Raw genomic sequence first — 15,896 nt, 5'->3', positions numbered from 1 at the left:
CCACGCAGGCTTTGGCCTGCATCCCGATACGCAAGCCATCCAGCTGTCCCTGGCCCGGCTGCACTGTGGCAATGCTGTCGCGCAGGCCGGGCGGCAGCCGGGGCAGGGACAGCTCGATGGCTTGCGTATCGGGATGCAGGCCAAAGCCTGCCTGCAGCGCGGCCAGCAGTTCATCCGCTTCGGGCATGCCCGAGCAGGGGCCCAGCCATTGCAGCTGCATCAGGCCTGGTGCGGCCGTGGGCGACAGGTTCCAGAGACTGGGCTTGCCGGGCCTGCCGGCATCCACGGACCCCGAACGCTCCAGGCGCAGCCGCTGTCCATCGCCGAAGACGCTGATCGTCTCGGCGCCTGCATGGGCAAGGTAGCTGGCGCCGGAGGCGTCTGGTGACGGTGTAGCGGTGGCTTCGACTGGACGCACGTGGACTCTTTCAGATGGAGTGCCCCGCGTGCGGGACACGGGTCGGGGCTCGGGCAAGGGCACAAGGGACACAAGGGACACAAGGGACGCAAGGGACACAAGGCAGCCTCATGACCGGGATGACGCGCAGGCGCGGCAAATGTTCATGCCAGGGCCGGGCTGCGGGCCGCCTGGAAGGCATGGGCCAGTGCCTTACAGAGCCGGTCGCGCAGCACCTCGGTCTCTTCGGTGAGGGCGCCCAGCCGCGCAAAGTCATGGACCATGCCGGCGTAGATCTGCAGGTCCACGGCCACGCCGGCGGCCTGCAGCCGCTCGGCATAGCGCTTTCCTTCGTCGATCAGCGGGTCGTACTCGGCCAGCACCATCAGCGTGGGGGCCAGCCGGCCCAGGTCGGATGCCTGAAGGGGGGCAAAGCGCCAGTCCTGCCGGTCCGCATCGCTGCGCAGGTATTGGCCGAACATCCAGGCCAGGGTGTCACCTTCCAGCAGATGGCCGGTGGCCAGGCGCGCATGCGAGTCGCTGTCCTGCTGCGCTGCCGTGCAGGGGTAGAGCAGCAACTGCAGCAAGGGCTGGGGCATGCCCGCGTCGCGCGCGGCGATGCACAGGGCCGTGGCCAGCGTGCCCCCGACGCTGTCGCCGCCAATGGCCAGGCGCTGCGCGTCCAGGCCATGGCGGCCGCCGTGCTCCAGCAGCCAGGCCAGGGCGTCCTCTGCGTCGAGGAAGGCTGTGGGAAAGCGGTGCTCTGGCGCCAGCCGGTAGTCGATGGCCAGCACATTGCAGGGCGTGCCCAGCGCCAGGCTGCGGCACAGGCTGTCATGCGAGTCGAGCCCGCCCAGCACGTAGCCGCCGCCGTGAAAAAACAGCAGGCAGGGCGCGGCTGTGTGTGCAGGGGCTGCGCGGTAGAGCCGGGCACGGATACGCGCGCCGTCGCGCGTGGGCAGATCCAGGTCCTCGGCGGGCAGATCGTCGCCCGGCAGGTCCAGCGCCAGCGTGGCGTTGTCGTAGGCGGCGCGCGCCTGCGCTGCCGTCATCTGGCTCATGCGCGGGCGGCTGGATGCCTGGGCGTTGGCGAGTTCAAGAAATGCTTGCAGGTCGGGGTGGAGAGCCATGGCGTCCTTCGGGTGTGCGGCAGACAAAGCAAAGCGGGCCGGTGCAGGGCAGGGCGCCCGCGCTGCCCCTTCTTCGTGATGACGCAGGCCGGCGGAATTTGTTCATCGCCTGGGCGGTGAACATTTTTGGCGCACGCACGTCTTGCAGGGAGTAGGGAGTGCTCGCCGTGCGCCGCGCTCCAGGAAACGCCGGGCCGCGCCGGCATTGCAAGGTCATGCGCCCACGGGCGCCAGAGGAATCCCTTATGGAAAACGCCAGCCGACCGCCCTCCGAGGTACTGCGCCTGCTCAGGCCCTTCCTGCCGTGGATGGCGCTGTCCGTGGTCACGGGAATTTGCGCGGGTGGGGCCACGGTGGTGCTGCTGGCGACCATCAACCAGGTACTCAACCGCCCCGGTGGGCTGGCGGGCGGGCTGCTGCTGACCTTCATCGCCCTGTGCGCCACCGTGCTGGTGTGCCGGGCCACGTCCGACATGTCGGGCAATTTCGTGGGGCAGCGTCTGGTGGCGCAGCTGCGCAAGGAACTGGCCGGCAAGATCCTGGCCGCGCCCATCGACGCGCTGGAGCGCTACCGCACGCACCGCCTCATGCCCGTGCTCACGCAGGACGTGGACATGATCAGCGACGTGGCCTTCGTGCTGGCCTCCAACGTGATTGCCCTGGCCATTGCGCTGGGCTGCCTGGCCTACCTGGCCCTGCTGTCGCCGCCGCTGTTTGCCATGCTGGTGGTGGCGCTGGTGCTGGGCGTGAGCCTGCAGGCGCTGGCGCAGTCACGCGGCGTGGCGGGGTTCTGGAAGGCGCGCGATCACGAGGAAGTGCTGCACAAGGCCTACCGCGCAATCAGCGAAGGCGCCAAGGAGCTGCGCATGCACCGCGCGCGCCGGGGCCGCATCTTCGACGGGCAGATTGGCTCCACCGTGGATGCCATCCGCCGCATCAACAGCCGCGCCATCAATACCTATGTATTGGCCACGGCCTTCGGTTCGGCGCTGTTCTTTCTGTTGATCGCCCTCATCCTGGGCTGGGCCGCGCTGCGCACCACCGAGCCCGTGGTGCTCAGCGGCTTCGTGCTGGTGCTGCTGTTCCTCAAGGGCCCCATGGACCAGATCGCGGGCGCGCTGCCCAACCTGGGCCGTGCCAAGGTGGCGCTGCAGCGCATTGCCGACCTGTCGGCACGCTTTGCCAGCCCCGAGCCGCACCTGCACCTGGACAGCCCGCCCGGCGAGGTCCGCCTGGACCACGGCCTAGAGCTGCGGGGCGTGCGCTATGCCTTCGATGCGCCCGAAGGCGGCAAGGCCTTCGAGATCGGCCCCATCGACCTGAAGCTGGGCAAGGGCGAACTGGTCTTTGTGGTGGGCGACAACGGCTCGGGCAAGACCACGCTGATCAAGCTGCTGCTGGGCCTGTACGCGCCCCAGCAGGGCGAGATCCTGCATGACGGCCAGCCGGTCACGGCCCTGGCGCGCGACGACTACCGCCAGCTGTTCACCACGGTGTTCTCGGACTTCTACCTGTTCGAGGACCTGGTGGCCGGCGGCGAAGAGGGCCAGGCCGCCGCGCTGCCCGAGGCCGCGCTGCCCTACCTGCAGCGGCTGGAGATCGCCCACAAGGTCAGCGTGCGCAACGGCAGCTTCAGCACCATCGACCTGTCCACCGGCCAGCGCAAGCGACTGGCCCTGGTCCACGCCTATCTGGAGGGCCGGCCCGTGCTGGTCTTCGACGAATGGGCGGCCGACCAGGACCCGAGCTTCCGCCACCTGTTCTACACCGAGCTGCTGCCCGAGCTGCGCGCCAGGGGCCACCTGCTGGTGGTCATCTCCCATGACGATCGCTACTTCCACCTGGCCGACCGCATCGTGCGCATGGAGGCGGGCCGCATGGTCCTGCCGCAAGAAGGGGCGCAGCCGGTGGCGGCTGCATCGGCCAGTCCCGCCAGTCAAGGCGCGCTGGCCGACATCTGAATTCCTGCTGAATCCACGAACATGGCAAAGACAAAACTCGTCTACATCTGGTCCCTGAGAAACGCCGCCGCCGACCAGGCCGGCCAGCACATCGCCTACAAGGGCACAACGCGCTACATGAAGTCGCCGCTCGAATACCTGGGCGAGTTGCTGGACACCAGCCCGCTGGGCGATATCTACAGCCTGGAGGCCGTGATCCACGACGACGACGAGGCCTCGCCGCGCGACCGCGAAAAAATCGGCGACTACGGATTTCACTACCAGCCAGGCGGTCGCTGGTTCTATCCGCCGGACCTGCGCATCCAGGGGCGCAGGGTCAATGACCTGCTCATGGCCGTGCCGTCCTCCTACCGGCGCCTGCCGCTGAACGATCCGCAGCGCGCCGCGGGCAAGCAGATGTTCGAGGCACAACTGCAGGACCGGCTGGTGCAGCTGGGTGCCGAGCGGGTGGTGCTGGACGGCCTGCTCGTCATCCTGGACCGGCTAGTGCGGCCCGGGGCCCTGTTCCACCGCAGGATCGCCAACATCCACCCCGGCATCACGCGGCTGGAATCACCCTATGAACGCCGGGGGGCCTGTGCCACGCTGGACGCGCTGCATGGCGCGCAGGGCTACAAGATCGTGGACTGGAAGACCATGGAACAGCGCCCGGTCCCGCCCCTGTTCAAGACCGGCGCATCCTTTCACTACGTGGACAACGGCATCGACTCCGGCGAAGTCATCGCCGACGTGCTGGGCACCGACATCGATCCCGAAGACACCATCCTCGAACTGCGCTGGAACAACTTCCAGCACAGCCTGTTCCCTGCATTGCGCAAGGGGCTGGAGATGATGGCCAGAGCGCCTGCAGACACGCCTGCAGACACCACGGTGTGACAACGCGCGTATCTCAAAAACCGGCACGGCCCAAAGCGAGGGACACCGAGCAAGGGCCGCCCCGCCGCGAGGGTGTCGTCCCCCTCCCTCGCGAAGCGAGAAAGAGAGGGGGAAGCGGCGCAGCCGCTCAGGGGGTGCTTACTTCGGCGCCAGACGAATGGCCCCATCCAGCCGGATCACCTCGCCATTGAGCATGTCGTTGTCCAGAATGTGGCGCACCAGCTTGGCATAGTCCTGGGGCGTGCCCAGGCGGCTGGGGAAGGGCACGCCGGCGGCCAACGCGTCCTGCACTTCCTGCGGCATGCCGAACAGCATGGGCGTGCCGAAGATGCCGGGGGCAATCGTCATGTTGCGGATGCCGTTGCGCGCCAGATCACGCGCAATGGGCAGCGTCATGCCGACCACGCCGCCCTTGGACGCCGCATAGGCCGCCTGGCCGATCTGGCCGTCGTAGGCCGCCACGCTGGCCGTGGAGATCAGCACGCCGCGCTCGCCCGTGCTCTCGGGCTCGTTGGCCGACATGGCGGTGGCGGCCAGGCGGATCATGTTGAAGCTGCCGATCAGGTTGACCGTGATGGTCTTGGAGAACAGCGCCAGGTTGTGCGCGCCGTTCTTGCCCACGGTCTTCTCGGCGGGCGCAATGCCTGCGCAGTTGACCAGGCCTGCCAGCTTGCCCAGGCTCACGGCCTTGTCCACCACGGCCTGGCCATCGGCCTCCTGGCTCACATCGCATTTGACGAAGACGCCACCGATCTCGCGCGCCACGGCCTCGCCCTTGTCCGCCTGCATGTCGGCAATCACCACCTTGCCGCCCTCGGCCGCCAGCATGCGCGCCGTGCCTTCGCCCAGCCCGGAGGCGCCGCCCGTGACGATGAATACCCGGTCCTTGATCTGCATGGAATGTCTCCTTGGTTATCTGACGTTGACGTAAACGTAACTCTCAAATTATGCATGCAGCCCCGGCCGCAGCCATGTCGCGCCCAAGAAAAAGCCCGGCAGTGCCGGGCTGGTGATGGGCGCGATGGGGGTTACTGGAACCCGGCGCGGTCCAGCATTTGCTGGACCTTGGTCATGTTCTTGCCCACGGCCGTGATCGGGATGGTCTCGCTCTTGAAGGGCTTGCCGCCGGTCATTTCCTTGAGTGCGGGGTTGTCCAGTTCCACGCCCTTGGCTGCGGGCCACTCGTTGTTGCCGTTGGCAAAGTAGTTCTGGGCGGCGGGGCTGGCCAGGTACTCCAGGAACTTGACGGCGTTGTCCTTGTTCTTGGCGTGGCGTGCCACGGCGCCGCCCGCGATGTTCAGGTGCGTGCCCCAGCTGGACTGGTTGGGGAAGACCACGCCGATCTTGCCGACCACGGCCTGGTCCTCAGGCTTGCCCGAACGCATCATGCGCGCCAGGTAGTAGCTGTTGGTCACGCCGATGGTGCATTCGCCCGAGGCCACGGCCTTGATCTGGTCGGTGTCGCCACCCTTGGGCGGGCGGGCCAGGTTGGCCTTCATGCCCTGGATCCAGCCTTCGGCCTTTTGGTCGCCCATGTGCTCGACCACGGTGCCGAACAGGCTCAGGTTGTAGGGGTGCGAGCCCGAGCGGATGCACAGCTGGCCCTTGAACTTGGGGTCGGCCAGCGATTCGTAGTTCTGCACGTCGGCGGGCTGGACCTTGGCCTTGTTGTAGACGATGACGCGGGCACGTGTGGACAGGCCGAACCAGCTGATGCCATCGGCCGTGGGCTGGGCGCGCAGGTTGGAGGGGATGGCGTCTTCCAGCAGCTTGGAGTGGATGGGCTGGAACAGGCCATCGACCTCGCCGCGGTACAGGCGTGCGGCATCGACCAGCAGGATCACGTCGGCCGGCGAGGCCTGGCCTTCGGCCTTCAGGCGCGCAATGATGCCGGCGTCGTCGCCGTCCACGCGGTTGATCTTGATGCCGGTGGCCTTGGTGAAGCCGTTGTACAGCTCCTCGTCCGTGGAGTAGTGGCGCGCGGAGTAGAGGTTGACGACCTGGGAGTCGGCAATGGCTGTGCCGGCAGCCACCAGGGCGCAAGCGGCAAACAGGGCTTTCAGGGATTTCGACATGAAGACAGGCCTCTCTTTGTTGGCAAAGCGCGATGATAGGTCAAACGCGAATTGTTCTTAATAAAGGGTGGGGCCCGTCTAAGGGCTTGTGCGCGGTGGTCCCTGGTGGGCCGCGAGCCATGGCGCGCGAAAAAGCGCACGAAAAAAAACCCAGTCCAAAGACTGGGTTTGAAAGGATCCAGAAACGGGGGTTTCAAGAGGATCCAAGGAGACAACTGGTCAGGTCTTTCGACCCGGGATGCGTGCAATTATGCGGGTAATCACTGATTCTTGCACGCAGCCTCGTTGTAAGACAGCGTGATCAACGCTTGCGGGTCTGGGCCGACTGGACGGCTTCGTTGGCGGTGTTGGTCACGGCCGTGAAGTTGGCTTCCGCCAGGTCCGAAGCCTGCTTGACGGCCTTTTGCACCGACTCGAAGGCATTGTTGGCAGCCGACACGGCGCTCTTCATCACGGCAACGGCGGTTTCGGAACCGGCGGGTGCGTTCTTGGCCGTGGTGTCCACCAGGGCGCTGAAGTTCTTTTGCAGGTCGGAAGCCTGGCTTTCGAAGGTCTTGGCCAGTTCGGCGCCGGTGCCGCTGGCGATGTCGTACAGGTGACGGCTGTAGGCAGCGGTCTTTTCAGCCAGGGGCTGGAACAGGTTGGCCTGCAGCGACAGCAGTTCCTGTGCGTCCTTGACGCTCAGGACAGCCTGGGTGTGCTGGGCGGCTTCGGTCAGTGCGGCGCGCGAGGCGGTCACATTCAGTTCCACCAGCTTTTCAACGCCTTCGAAGGCCTTGCTCGTCAGGCCGAACAGGGTTTCCAGGTTGGCCTTTTGTGCGCTCAGGATTTGGTCAGGGGTCAAGCTCATGTCAGTCTCCAGAAAAACGGACCACAGGGGTCTCGGGTTACGGGGAATTGCCTGCGCTGACCTGACTGAGTGTCATGTTGCAGTGCAGCATGGGTCTTATTGTAGGGATTGCAAAAAAGGAATCAAGTACCTGATGCTGCGGTGCAGCAAAAAAATCCGGAAAGCTGTGGGTTTTTTGTAAGTCTTTGATTTTGAATTGGTTTTATGTCGGTTTGACGACATTTTTCAGTTTGCATGCTTACTCACCTGGCGAGTGATTGGCCGCAGTGCGCGTCGTGATGGCGACAGTGTCCGGGGACAGGGCGCATTCGGCCGGCGGCACAATGGCCGCCATGAATGAATCGCCCCCGAGCCGCCCCGCGCCGCAGCCCCGTTCGGCCTATGCGGCATTCCGACGCATCAGCACGCGCTGGTCGGACAACGATGTCTACGGGCACGTCAACAACGTCGTCTATTACAGCTGGTTCGATACGGCGGTGAATGCCCATCTGATAGAGCAGGGCGCGCTGGACATTCATGCGGGCGAGACGATAGGACTGGTCATAGAGACCCAATGCAACTACTTCGCCCCGCTGGCCTTTCCGCAGGAGGTGGAGGCCGGCATCCGCGTGGCCCGCATCGGCGGCTCCAGCGTGCGCTACGAGGTGGGGCTGTTTGCACAGGGTGAGCCGCTGTCGGCCGCAGCCGGGCATTTCGTCCATGTCTATGTGGACCGGCAGACGCGCCGGCCTGCCCAGATTCCACAGGCGCTGCGCCGGGTGCTGGAGCCGTTGCTGCGCGGTTGATGGCGTTCGGGGCGCATGCAAGGCGCCCGCTCGCAGCGCGGCGGCGTGTGGATGGCCTACACTCGAAAGCTGTCTGCCATCTGACCGCTTGGGCGCTTACCGCCCGGCTCTGTCCATGATCATCACCAGCCTGCTCGATACCGACCTGTACAAATTCACGATGATGCAGGTGGTGCTGCACCAGTTTCCCGGGGCACAGGTCGAGTACCGTTTCAAGTGCCGCAATCCCGGAGTGCAGCTTGCGCCCTATGTGAACGAGATCCGGGCCGAGATCCGCTCGCTGTGCAGCCTGCGGTTCCAGGATGCGGAGCTGGCCTACCTGAGCTCGCTGCGCTTCATCAAGAGCGATTTCGTCGATTTCCTGAGCCTGTTCCACCTCAACGAGAAGTGCGTCACGGTGCAGGCGCTGCCCAGCGGCGAGATCGACATCACCATCCGCGGGCCCTGGCTGCACACCATCTTGTTCGAGATTCCCGTGCTGGCCATCGTCAACGAGGTGTACTTCCGCAACACCCAGCCGGTGCCCGATTTTCCCGAGGGCCGGCGCCGGCTGGATGCCAAGATCGCGCTGCTGCAGCAGCCGGGCCTGGAGCAGCTCAAGATTGCCGACTACGGCACGCGCCGCCGCTTTTCGCGGGCCTGGCATGAAGAGGTGCTGCGCGTGCTGTGCGCACGCCTGGGCCGGCCCGGCGCATCCGCGGAGTCCGAGGGGCAGTTCGCGGGTACCAGCAACGTGCTGTATGCCATGAAGCTGGGCGTGCGGCCCCTGGGCACGCTGGCCCATGAATACCTGCAGGCCTGCCAGTCGCTGGGTCCGCGCCTGCGCGACAGCCAGATCTTCGGCTTCGAGTCCTGGGCGCGCGAGTACCGGGGCGACCTTGGCATTGCGCTGTCGGACGTTTACGGTATGTCGGCCTTCCTGCGCGATTTCGACCTGTACTTCTGCAAGCTCTTCGATGGCGCGCGCCATGACAGCGGGGACCCGTTCGAGTGGGGCGAGCGGCTGCTGGCCCACTACCGCGCCAACCGCATCGACCCGCTGACCAAGACGCTGATCTTCAGCGACGGCCTGACGGTGCCGCGCACCATCGAGCTGTTCCAGCGCTTCCACGGGCGCTGCCAGCTGGCCTTTGGCATCGGCACCAACCTGACCAATGACCTGGGCGACGCGCCCGACCATGTGCCGCTGCAGATCGTCATCAAGATGACGCGCTGCAACGGCCAGCCCGTGGCCAAGCTCTCGGACACGCCGGGCAAGAGCATGTGCGACGACGAGAAATACCTGGCCTATCTGCGCCAGGTGTTCGAGATCGCGGCGCCCGCGGCACAGACTTGATCGCTGCGCGGCCCGCTGCCAGGAGGGGACAGTGAATACAGAACAAAGAGGAGACGGGACCATGAAGGCCTTGCGTGGATTGTTGGTGCTGCTTGTCGCCTGCGTGCCCTCCTGGGCCCTGGCGGCCGAGATCGATGGCGGCCAGCTGTCGGTGCTCTGGGGCGTGCCCTTTGCGGGCATGCTGCTGTCGATTGCCCTGGTGCCGCTGGCGGCTCCGCATTTCTGGCACCGGCATTTCGGCAAGTTGACGGCGGCCTGGGCGCTGGCCTTCCTGCTGCCCTTTGCAGCGGTGTTCGGTGCGGGTGCGGCCCTGGCCAACCTGGTGCATGCGCTGCTGGCCGAGTACCTGCCCTTCGTGATCCTGCTGACGGCGCTGTACACGGTGTCGGGCGGCATCTATGTGCGCGGCAATCTCAAGGGCTCGCCGGGGCTGAACACGGCCATCCTGGCCATCGGCGCCGTGCTGGCCAGTTTCATGGGAACCACGGGCGCATCGATGCTGCTGATCCGGCCGCTGCTGCGCGCCAACGACAACCGCAGGCACCAGGTGCATGTGGTGGTGTTCTTCATCTTCATCGTCTCCAATGCCGGAGGCTCGCTGACGCCGCTGGGCGACCCGCCGCTGTTCCTGGGCTTTCTCAAGGGCGTGGACTTCTTCTGGACGGTGCGCCACATCTTCACCGAGACCCTGTTCCTGGTCGGCGTGCTGCTGGCACTGTTCTACGCGATCGACACCTGGCTGCTGCGCAAGGCCGGCGAGGCGGACCTGCCCGATCCCACGCCCAGCATCGACGCCTCGGGCCGCGCCAGCCGCCTGGGCTTCGATGGCAGCGTGAACTTCGCGCTGCTGCTGGCCGTGGTGGCCCTGGTGCTGATGAGCGGCCTGTGGCGCACCGATGCGGGGCTGGTGCTGGCCGGCACGCATGTGGGCCTGCCGGGGCTGGTGCGCGATGCGGGCCTGATCGTGGTGGCGCTGCTGTCCCTGCGGCTCACGCCGCGCAGCGTGCACCAGGCCAACGAATTCGGCTGGGGGCCCATGCAGGAAGTGGCCAAGCTGTTCGCGGGCATCTTCCTGACCATCATCCCCGTGATCGCCATGCTCAAGGCGGGCACGGGCGGGCCGTTCGGCGCCATCGTGGGCGCCGTCACGCGCGCCGACGGCACGCCCGATCCGCTGATGTACTTCTGGGCCACGGGCCTGCTGTCCTCCTTCCTCGACAACGCGCCGACCTACCTGGTGTTCTTCAATACCGCAGGGGGCGACGCCGCGCAGCTGATGACCACGATGGCCTCCACGCTGGCGGCCATCTCCGCGGGCGCGGTGTTCATGGGTGCCAACACCTATATCGGCAACGCGCCCAATCTGATGGTCAAGGCCATTGCCGAGGAGCGCGGCGTGAAGATGCCCAGCTTCTTCGGCTACATGGCCTGGTCGCTGGGCATTCTGGTGCCGCTGTTCGTATTGATGAGCTTCATCTGGTTCCGCTGAAGAACCGCCTCCCGCCAAGACAAGGAAAGAGACAGACATGGCAAGCAAACCCCGCATCCTGATCGCCCGCGCCATCCCGCCCGAGGTGGTGCGCAAGCTGGAGCAGCACTTCGAGGTCGAGTCCAACCAGGACGACGTGGTCTGGAGCCCGCAGGAGCTGGCCGCGCATCTGCAGGACAAGGACGGCGTCCTGACCACCGGCTCGCAGACCATCGATGCGGCACTGCTGGCGGTCTGCCCGCGCCTGAAGGTCGTGGCCAACATGGCCGTGGGCTACAACAACTTCGACGTGCCCGCGATGACGGCTGCGGGCGTGCAGGGCACGAACGCGCCCGACGTGCTGACCGAGACCACGGCCGACTTCGGCTTCGCCCTGCTCATGGCCACGGCCCGCCGCGTGACCGAGAGCGAGCACTACCTGCGCGCCGGAAAGTGGAACTCCTGGCGCTACGACCTGTTCGCCGGCTCGGAAGTGCACGGCAGCACGCTGGGCATCATCGGCATGGGCCGCATCGGCCAGGGCATTGCCCGGCGCGGTGCGCATGGCTTCGGCATGAAGGTGGTCTATCACAACCGCTCGCGCCTGTCGCCCGAGCTGGAAGCCGAATGCAAGGCCGGCTACCTGGGCAAGGACGAGCTGCTGGCCATGGCCGACCATGTGGTGCTGGTGCTGCCCTACACCAAGGAAAACCACCACACCATAGGCGCGGCCGAAATCGCAAGGATGAAGCCCACGGCCACGCTGATCAACATCGCGCGTGGCGGCATCGTCGATGACGCGGCGCTGGCCAGGGCGCTGCGCGACAGGACCATTGCCGCCGCCGGCCTGGACGTGTTCGAGGGCGAGCCCTCGGTCCATCCCGACCTGCTGACCGTGCCCAATGTCGTGCTGACCCCGCACATCGCCAGCGCCACCATGGGCACGCGCAGCGCCATGGCCGAGCTGGCAGCTGACAACCTGATCGACTTTCTGAGCGGCAAGGGCCCGCGCACGCCCGTCAACCAGCCCGAGGCGGCGGCCGCAGGCGCGCGCGCCAGGGCCTGAGTGCCGTATTCCGACAATCGCGGGAAGGCAGGCCCTGGCCGTTTCCCGCTGCATGGAGCTGAAGCAAGATCTTGACCCAGATATCCGGAGTGTGGTGGGCGGCATGGGCCGTGCTGCTGTTGGGGCAGGCGGCCGTGATCTGGCTGCTGTGCAGGCGCTCGGCGCAGCGCGATGACGGGGTGGCGCCGCAGCAGTTGCTGCAGGCGCTGCAGATGCTGGATGTGCGGCTGCAGCAGCTCGAGCGCGGCGCCCAGGCCACGCAGATGGCCGTGGCCAAGAGCGACGGCGGTCTGGACCGCGTATCGCAGCAACTGCAGGCCCATCTGGCCCAGGCCCAGCTCGATGCCCAGGCGGCGCGGCGCGAGCAGGGCGAGGCGCTGGCGGCCTTTCGCATGGAGCTGGGCCGGCTCACGATGCGCCTGGCCGCCGACAGCGCCCAGGCCCGCGAGGCCCAGGGCGAAAGCACGCAGCGCTTCAACGCCCATGTGCAGGAGCGTTTCGAGGCGCTGGCGCAGACCACGCGCAGCACGCTGGACTCCCTCAAGACCGACATCCAGCAGCAGCTGGGCGGGCTGGCGCAATCCAGCCAGGTCCATGCCGAGCAGCTGCGCGGCACGCTCAACGAGCGCCTTGCCACCATCCAGTCGGACAACGCGGCGCGGCTGGAGGAGATGCGGCGCACGGTGGACGAGAAGCTGCATGCCACGCTGGAGCAGCGCCTGGGCGAATCGTTCAAGCTGGTCAGCGACCGGCTGGAGCAGGTGCACAAGGGCCTGGGGGAGATGCAGACACTGGCCGGCAGCGTGGGCGACCTCAAGCGCGTGATGACCAATGTGAAGACGCGCGGCACCTGGGGCGAGCTGCAGCTGGGCGCCATCATCGAGAACGTGCTCACACCCGAGCAGTACGCGCGCAACGTCAAGACCGTGCCCGGCAGCGACGATATGGTGGAGTTCGCCATCCGCCTGCCCGGGCGCAGCGACGAGACGCCGGTCTGGCTGCCCATCGATGCCAAGTACCCGGTCGAGCAATACCAGCGCCTGCTCGACGCCCAGGATGCGGCCGACAAGGCCGCCATTGCCTCGGCCGGCAATGCCTTCGAGGCATCGATCAAGTTCGAGGCCCGCAAGATCCATGGCAAGTATGTGAGCCCGCCCCACACCACGGACTTTGCCGTGCTCTACCTGCCCACGGAAGGCCTGTTTGCCGAGGTCATGCGCCGCCCCGGCCTGGTCGAGGCCGTACAGAACGGCTGCCGCGTGATGGTCACCGGCCCGGCCAACCTGGCGGCCATGCTCAGCAGCCTGCAGATGGGCTTCAAGACGCTGGCCATCGAAAAGCGATCGTCCGAGGTTTGGGCCGTGCTGGGCCAGGTCAAGACCGAGTTCGCCAAGTTCGGCGAAGTGGTGGATGCCACGCGCAAATCCATCGATGCCGCCGCCAAGCGCTTCGAGCAGGTGGGTGTGCGCACGCGCGCCATCCAGCGGCAATTGCGCGATGTGCAGGAGCTGCCCGCGCCGGCCTCGAGCGCAGGGCTGCCCGGTCTGCCGGACGACAAGGACACGGCGGCAGGCATGGAGCCAGGGTCGGAGCAGGACTGAGATGAATCTGGCGCTGTTCAAAGTCATCATGGCCCAGGTCAGCGTGCACGCCACCATGGCCGGCATGCGGCTGGCCGCGCCTTTGCTGGCGCTGCAGCAGGGCTACAGCGCGGCGGCCGTGGGGATCTTGCTGGCGCTGTTTGCGCTGACCCAGGTGTTCCTGGCGCTGCCGGCCGGGCGCTTTGCGGACAAGCATGGTTTTCGCAAGCCGTTTTTCCTCTCCATGCTGGCGGCCAGCGGCGGCTGTGCGCTGGCGCTGGCGTTTCCGGTCTATCCCGTGCTGTGCCTGGTGGCGCTGCTGACGGGCGGTGCCAGCGGCGCGGTGGTGATTGCCGTGCAGCGCCATGCAGGGCGGGTCACCCACGATGCGTTGGCGCTCAAGAAGGTGTTCAGCTGGCTGGCCATAGGTCCGGCCATCTCCAACTTCATCGGGCCTTTCAGCACGGGGCTGCTGATCGATCACGCGAATTTTGGCGGCGAGGGCAGCACCATGGGCTACCGCGTCGCCTTCGGCCTGCTGGCCCTGGTGCCCGTGCTGGCCTGGAGCTGGGTGCGCCACACGCAGGAGCTGCCACCCGTGCGTGCGCCCATCGGCGGCCCCAAGCAGCATGCCTGGGACCTGCTGCGCGACCGCAACTTCCGCAACCTGCTGCTGGTCAACTGGCTGCAGTCGGCGTGCTGGGATGTGCACACCTTCGTGCTGCCGCTGCTGGGCCATGAGAAGGGGTTGAGCGCCTCGGTCATCGGCACGCTGCTGGGCATTTTTGCCGTGGCGGCCGCCGCCATCCGCCTGGCCATGCCGCTGGTGGCCGAGCGCCTGCGCGAAGGCGCCGTGATCTCCGGTGCCATGGCCATCACCGCCTTCGTCTTTGCGCTGTACCCCTTCATGGACTCGGCACTGACCATGGGCGTGTGCTCGGTGCTGCTGGGCTTTTCGCTGGGCTCGGTGCAGCCCATGGTCATGAGCATGCTGCACCAGATCACGCCCGAGCACCGCCATGGCGAGGCGCTGGGCCTGCGGCTCATGGCCATCAATGCCTCCAGCGTGGCCATGCCCGTGCTGTTCGGCTCGGCGGGGGCGCTGATCGGCGTGTCTGCGCTGTTCTGGGTGGTGGGCGCGGCCGTGGCCTCGGGCATCCGCACGGCTTGGTTCATGGGGCTGCCGCCGCGCAAGCCGGAATGAAAAAGGCGACCTGCGCCTTGGTGCGCAGATCGCCTTGCGATGCGGTGGCGGCCTGCCGGCCGCTGCGGCTTACCAGCCGCCAGCGTGGAACTGCTTGATCAGCGCCCAGGCCTCCACCGGATCATCGGTATAGCGGAACAGCTGCAGGTCCTTGGGCGAGATCGTGCCTTCCTCGATCATCAGGTCGATGTTGAGCAGCCGCTTCCAGAACTCGGTGCCAAAAAGGATCACGGGCACGGAATGCGTCTTGCCGGTCTGCATCAGGGTCAGCACCTCGAACAGCTCGTCCAGTGTGCCGAAGCCGCCGGGGAAGGCCACCAGGGCCTTGGCGCGCATCATGAAATGCATCTTGCGCAAGGCGAAGTAGTGGAACTTGAAGCTCAGGTCCGGCGAGATGAAGCGGTTGCCGTTTTGCTCGTGCGGCAGCTCGATGTTCAGGCCGATGCTGGGTGCGCCCACATCATGGGCGCCACGGTTGGCCGCCTCCATGATGCCGGGGCCGCCGCCGGTGCAGATGTAGAGGCGCTCCTCGGGCGGCTGGTTCAGGCTGTCGGCAGCCACGATGCGCGTGAAGGCGCGGGCCTGCTCGTAGCGGTGGGCGTTGCGCACGGCGCGCTCGGCCACTGCAATGCGCTGTGCATCGCCGCTGGCCTGCGCGTCGGCCAGTTGCTGCTCGGCCTGCTCCAGGTCCACGAAGCGCGCGCTGCCATAGACCACGACGGTGTTTTCTATGCCGCGTTCGATCTGCGCCAGGTCGGGCTTGAGCAGCTCCAGCTGCATGCGGATGCCGCGGGTCTCGCGGCGGAACATGAATTCCGGGTCCGCGAAGGCGAGGCGATTGGAATTCTGCTGCAATGCCATGCCGTTGTGCGCCTGGTTGTGAAGGGCCGACCAGCCGTTGGCCAGATCGGTATCGGTCAGGGGGGAAGAGATTTGCATGAACCCTCGTACACAGAAAAACCCAGGGCGGCCACGCCTGTGGCCGTTCCATCAAATGCGTTGCCAGCGCAGATGATGACTGCACTATACGCTCACAAACTCATAGCCGCGGGGCTCGCGTATCCGTTGCTTTGCGCATTGACGGGGCCGGTGGCAGATTCGTATGCTGAGCAGTTGGGCAGGGCTTGGGCCTGGGGCCCGCCACCGGCAATGGGCGGGCATTTTCAGG

General features: G+C 66.5%; 13 protein-coding genes and 1 pseudogene. 8 read left to right on the top strand and 6 right to left on the bottom strand.

Annotated features, from left to right (window positions below):
• A pseudogene (locus BW39_RS06650) lies at positions 1-418 on the bottom strand (hypothetical protein); the annotation flags it as partial.
• Between the two features lie 143 nt (positions 419-561).
• On the bottom strand, positions 562-1,527 hold the full coding sequence (locus BW39_RS06645; RefSeq protein WP_043820635.1) for an alpha/beta hydrolase: 966 nt from the start codon (positions 1,525-1,527) through the stop codon (positions 562-564).
• Positions 1,528-1,772: 245 nt separating this feature from the next.
• On the opposite strand from BW39_RS06645, the gene BW39_RS06640 reads away from it, so the two are divergent.
• Positions 1,773-3,488, top strand: a complete 1,716-nt coding sequence (locus tag BW39_RS06640) for a cyclic peptide export ABC transporter (RefSeq protein WP_043820632.1) — start codon at positions 1,773-1,775, stop codon at positions 3,486-3,488.
• 21 nt (positions 3,489-3,509) lie between these two features.
• Complete coding sequence (locus BW39_RS06635; protein ID WP_043820630.1) at positions 3,510-4,364, top strand: N(5)-hydroxyornithine transformylase PvdF; 855 nt, start codon at positions 3,510-3,512, stop codon at positions 4,362-4,364.
• A gap of 138 nt (positions 4,365-4,502) precedes the next feature.
• Here BW39_RS06635 and BW39_RS06630 read toward each other — a convergent pair whose 3' ends face one another.
• The 3 genes from BW39_RS06630 to BW39_RS06620 form a co-directional block, all read right to left on the bottom strand.
• Complete coding sequence (locus BW39_RS06630; RefSeq protein WP_013801611.1) at positions 4,503-5,261, bottom strand: 3-hydroxyacyl-CoA dehydrogenase; 759 nt, start codon at positions 5,259-5,261, stop codon at positions 4,503-4,505.
• Between the two features lie 131 nt (positions 5,262-5,392).
• A complete protein-coding gene (locus tag BW39_RS06625) occupies positions 5,393-6,439 on the bottom strand; it encodes a Fe(3+) ABC transporter substrate-binding protein (RefSeq protein WP_012206542.1) in 1,047 nt (348 codons plus the stop codon).
• Positions 6,440-6,740: 301 nt separating this feature from the next.
• Positions 6,741-7,289 carry a phasin family protein gene (locus BW39_RS06620; RefSeq protein ID WP_013801612.1) on the bottom strand — a complete coding sequence of 183 codons (549 nt, stop codon included), beginning with the start codon at positions 7,287-7,289 and terminating at the stop codon, positions 6,741-6,743.
• 323 nt (positions 7,290-7,612) lie between these two features.
• Here BW39_RS06620 and BW39_RS06615 point away from each other — a divergent pair, with 323 nt between their 5' ends.
• The 6 genes from BW39_RS06615 to BW39_RS06590 all read left to right on the top strand — a co-directional run bounded on the left by BW39_RS06615 (position 7,613) and on the right by BW39_RS06590 (position 14,728).
• Positions 7,613-8,074, top strand: coding sequence for an acyl-CoA thioesterase (locus BW39_RS06615; RefSeq protein WP_034394994.1), 462 nt, complete (start codon positions 7,613-7,615; stop codon positions 8,072-8,074).
• A gap of 115 nt (positions 8,075-8,189) precedes the next feature.
• Positions 8,190-9,410, top strand: a complete 1,221-nt coding sequence (gene pncB / locus BW39_RS06610; RefSeq protein WP_013801614.1) for a nicotinate phosphoribosyltransferase — start codon at positions 8,190-8,192, stop codon at positions 9,408-9,410.
• Between the two features lie 61 nt (positions 9,411-9,471).
• Positions 9,472-10,899 carry a sodium:proton antiporter gene (locus BW39_RS06605; RefSeq protein ID WP_013801615.1) on the top strand — a complete coding sequence of 476 codons (1,428 nt, stop codon included), beginning with the start codon at positions 9,472-9,474 and terminating at the stop codon, positions 10,897-10,899.
• Between the two features lie 37 nt (positions 10,900-10,936).
• On the top strand, positions 10,937-11,944 hold the full coding sequence (locus BW39_RS06600; RefSeq protein ID WP_043820628.1) for a 2-hydroxyacid dehydrogenase: 1,008 nt from the start codon (positions 10,937-10,939) through the stop codon (positions 11,942-11,944).
• A 110-nt stretch (positions 11,945-12,054) separates the two neighbouring features.
• Entirely contained in the window at positions 12,055-13,545 is a 1,491-nt protein-coding gene (locus tag BW39_RS06595) for a DNA recombination protein RmuC (RefSeq protein WP_043820639.1), read from the top strand.
• A gap of 1 nt (position 13,546) precedes the next feature.
• Positions 13,547-14,728, top strand: coding sequence for an MFS transporter (locus BW39_RS06590; RefSeq protein WP_013801618.1), 1,182 nt, complete (start codon positions 13,547-13,549; stop codon positions 14,726-14,728).
• Between the two features lie 69 nt (positions 14,729-14,797).
• Here BW39_RS06590 and BW39_RS06585 read toward each other — a convergent pair whose 3' ends face one another.
• Entirely contained in the window at positions 14,798-15,667 is an 870-nt protein-coding gene (locus BW39_RS06585; protein WP_013801619.1) for an LOG family protein, read from the bottom strand.
• Between the last annotated feature and the right edge of the window lie 229 nt (positions 15,668-15,896).

This window comes from Delftia sp. RIT313 (assembly GCF_000632165.1).
Lineage (GTDB): Bacteria > Pseudomonadota > Gammaproteobacteria > Burkholderiales > Burkholderiaceae_C > Comamonas > Comamonas acidovorans.
The sequence above is the reverse complement of the archived record's forward strand: the minus strand, read 5'-3'. Positions and strand labels throughout refer to the sequence as shown.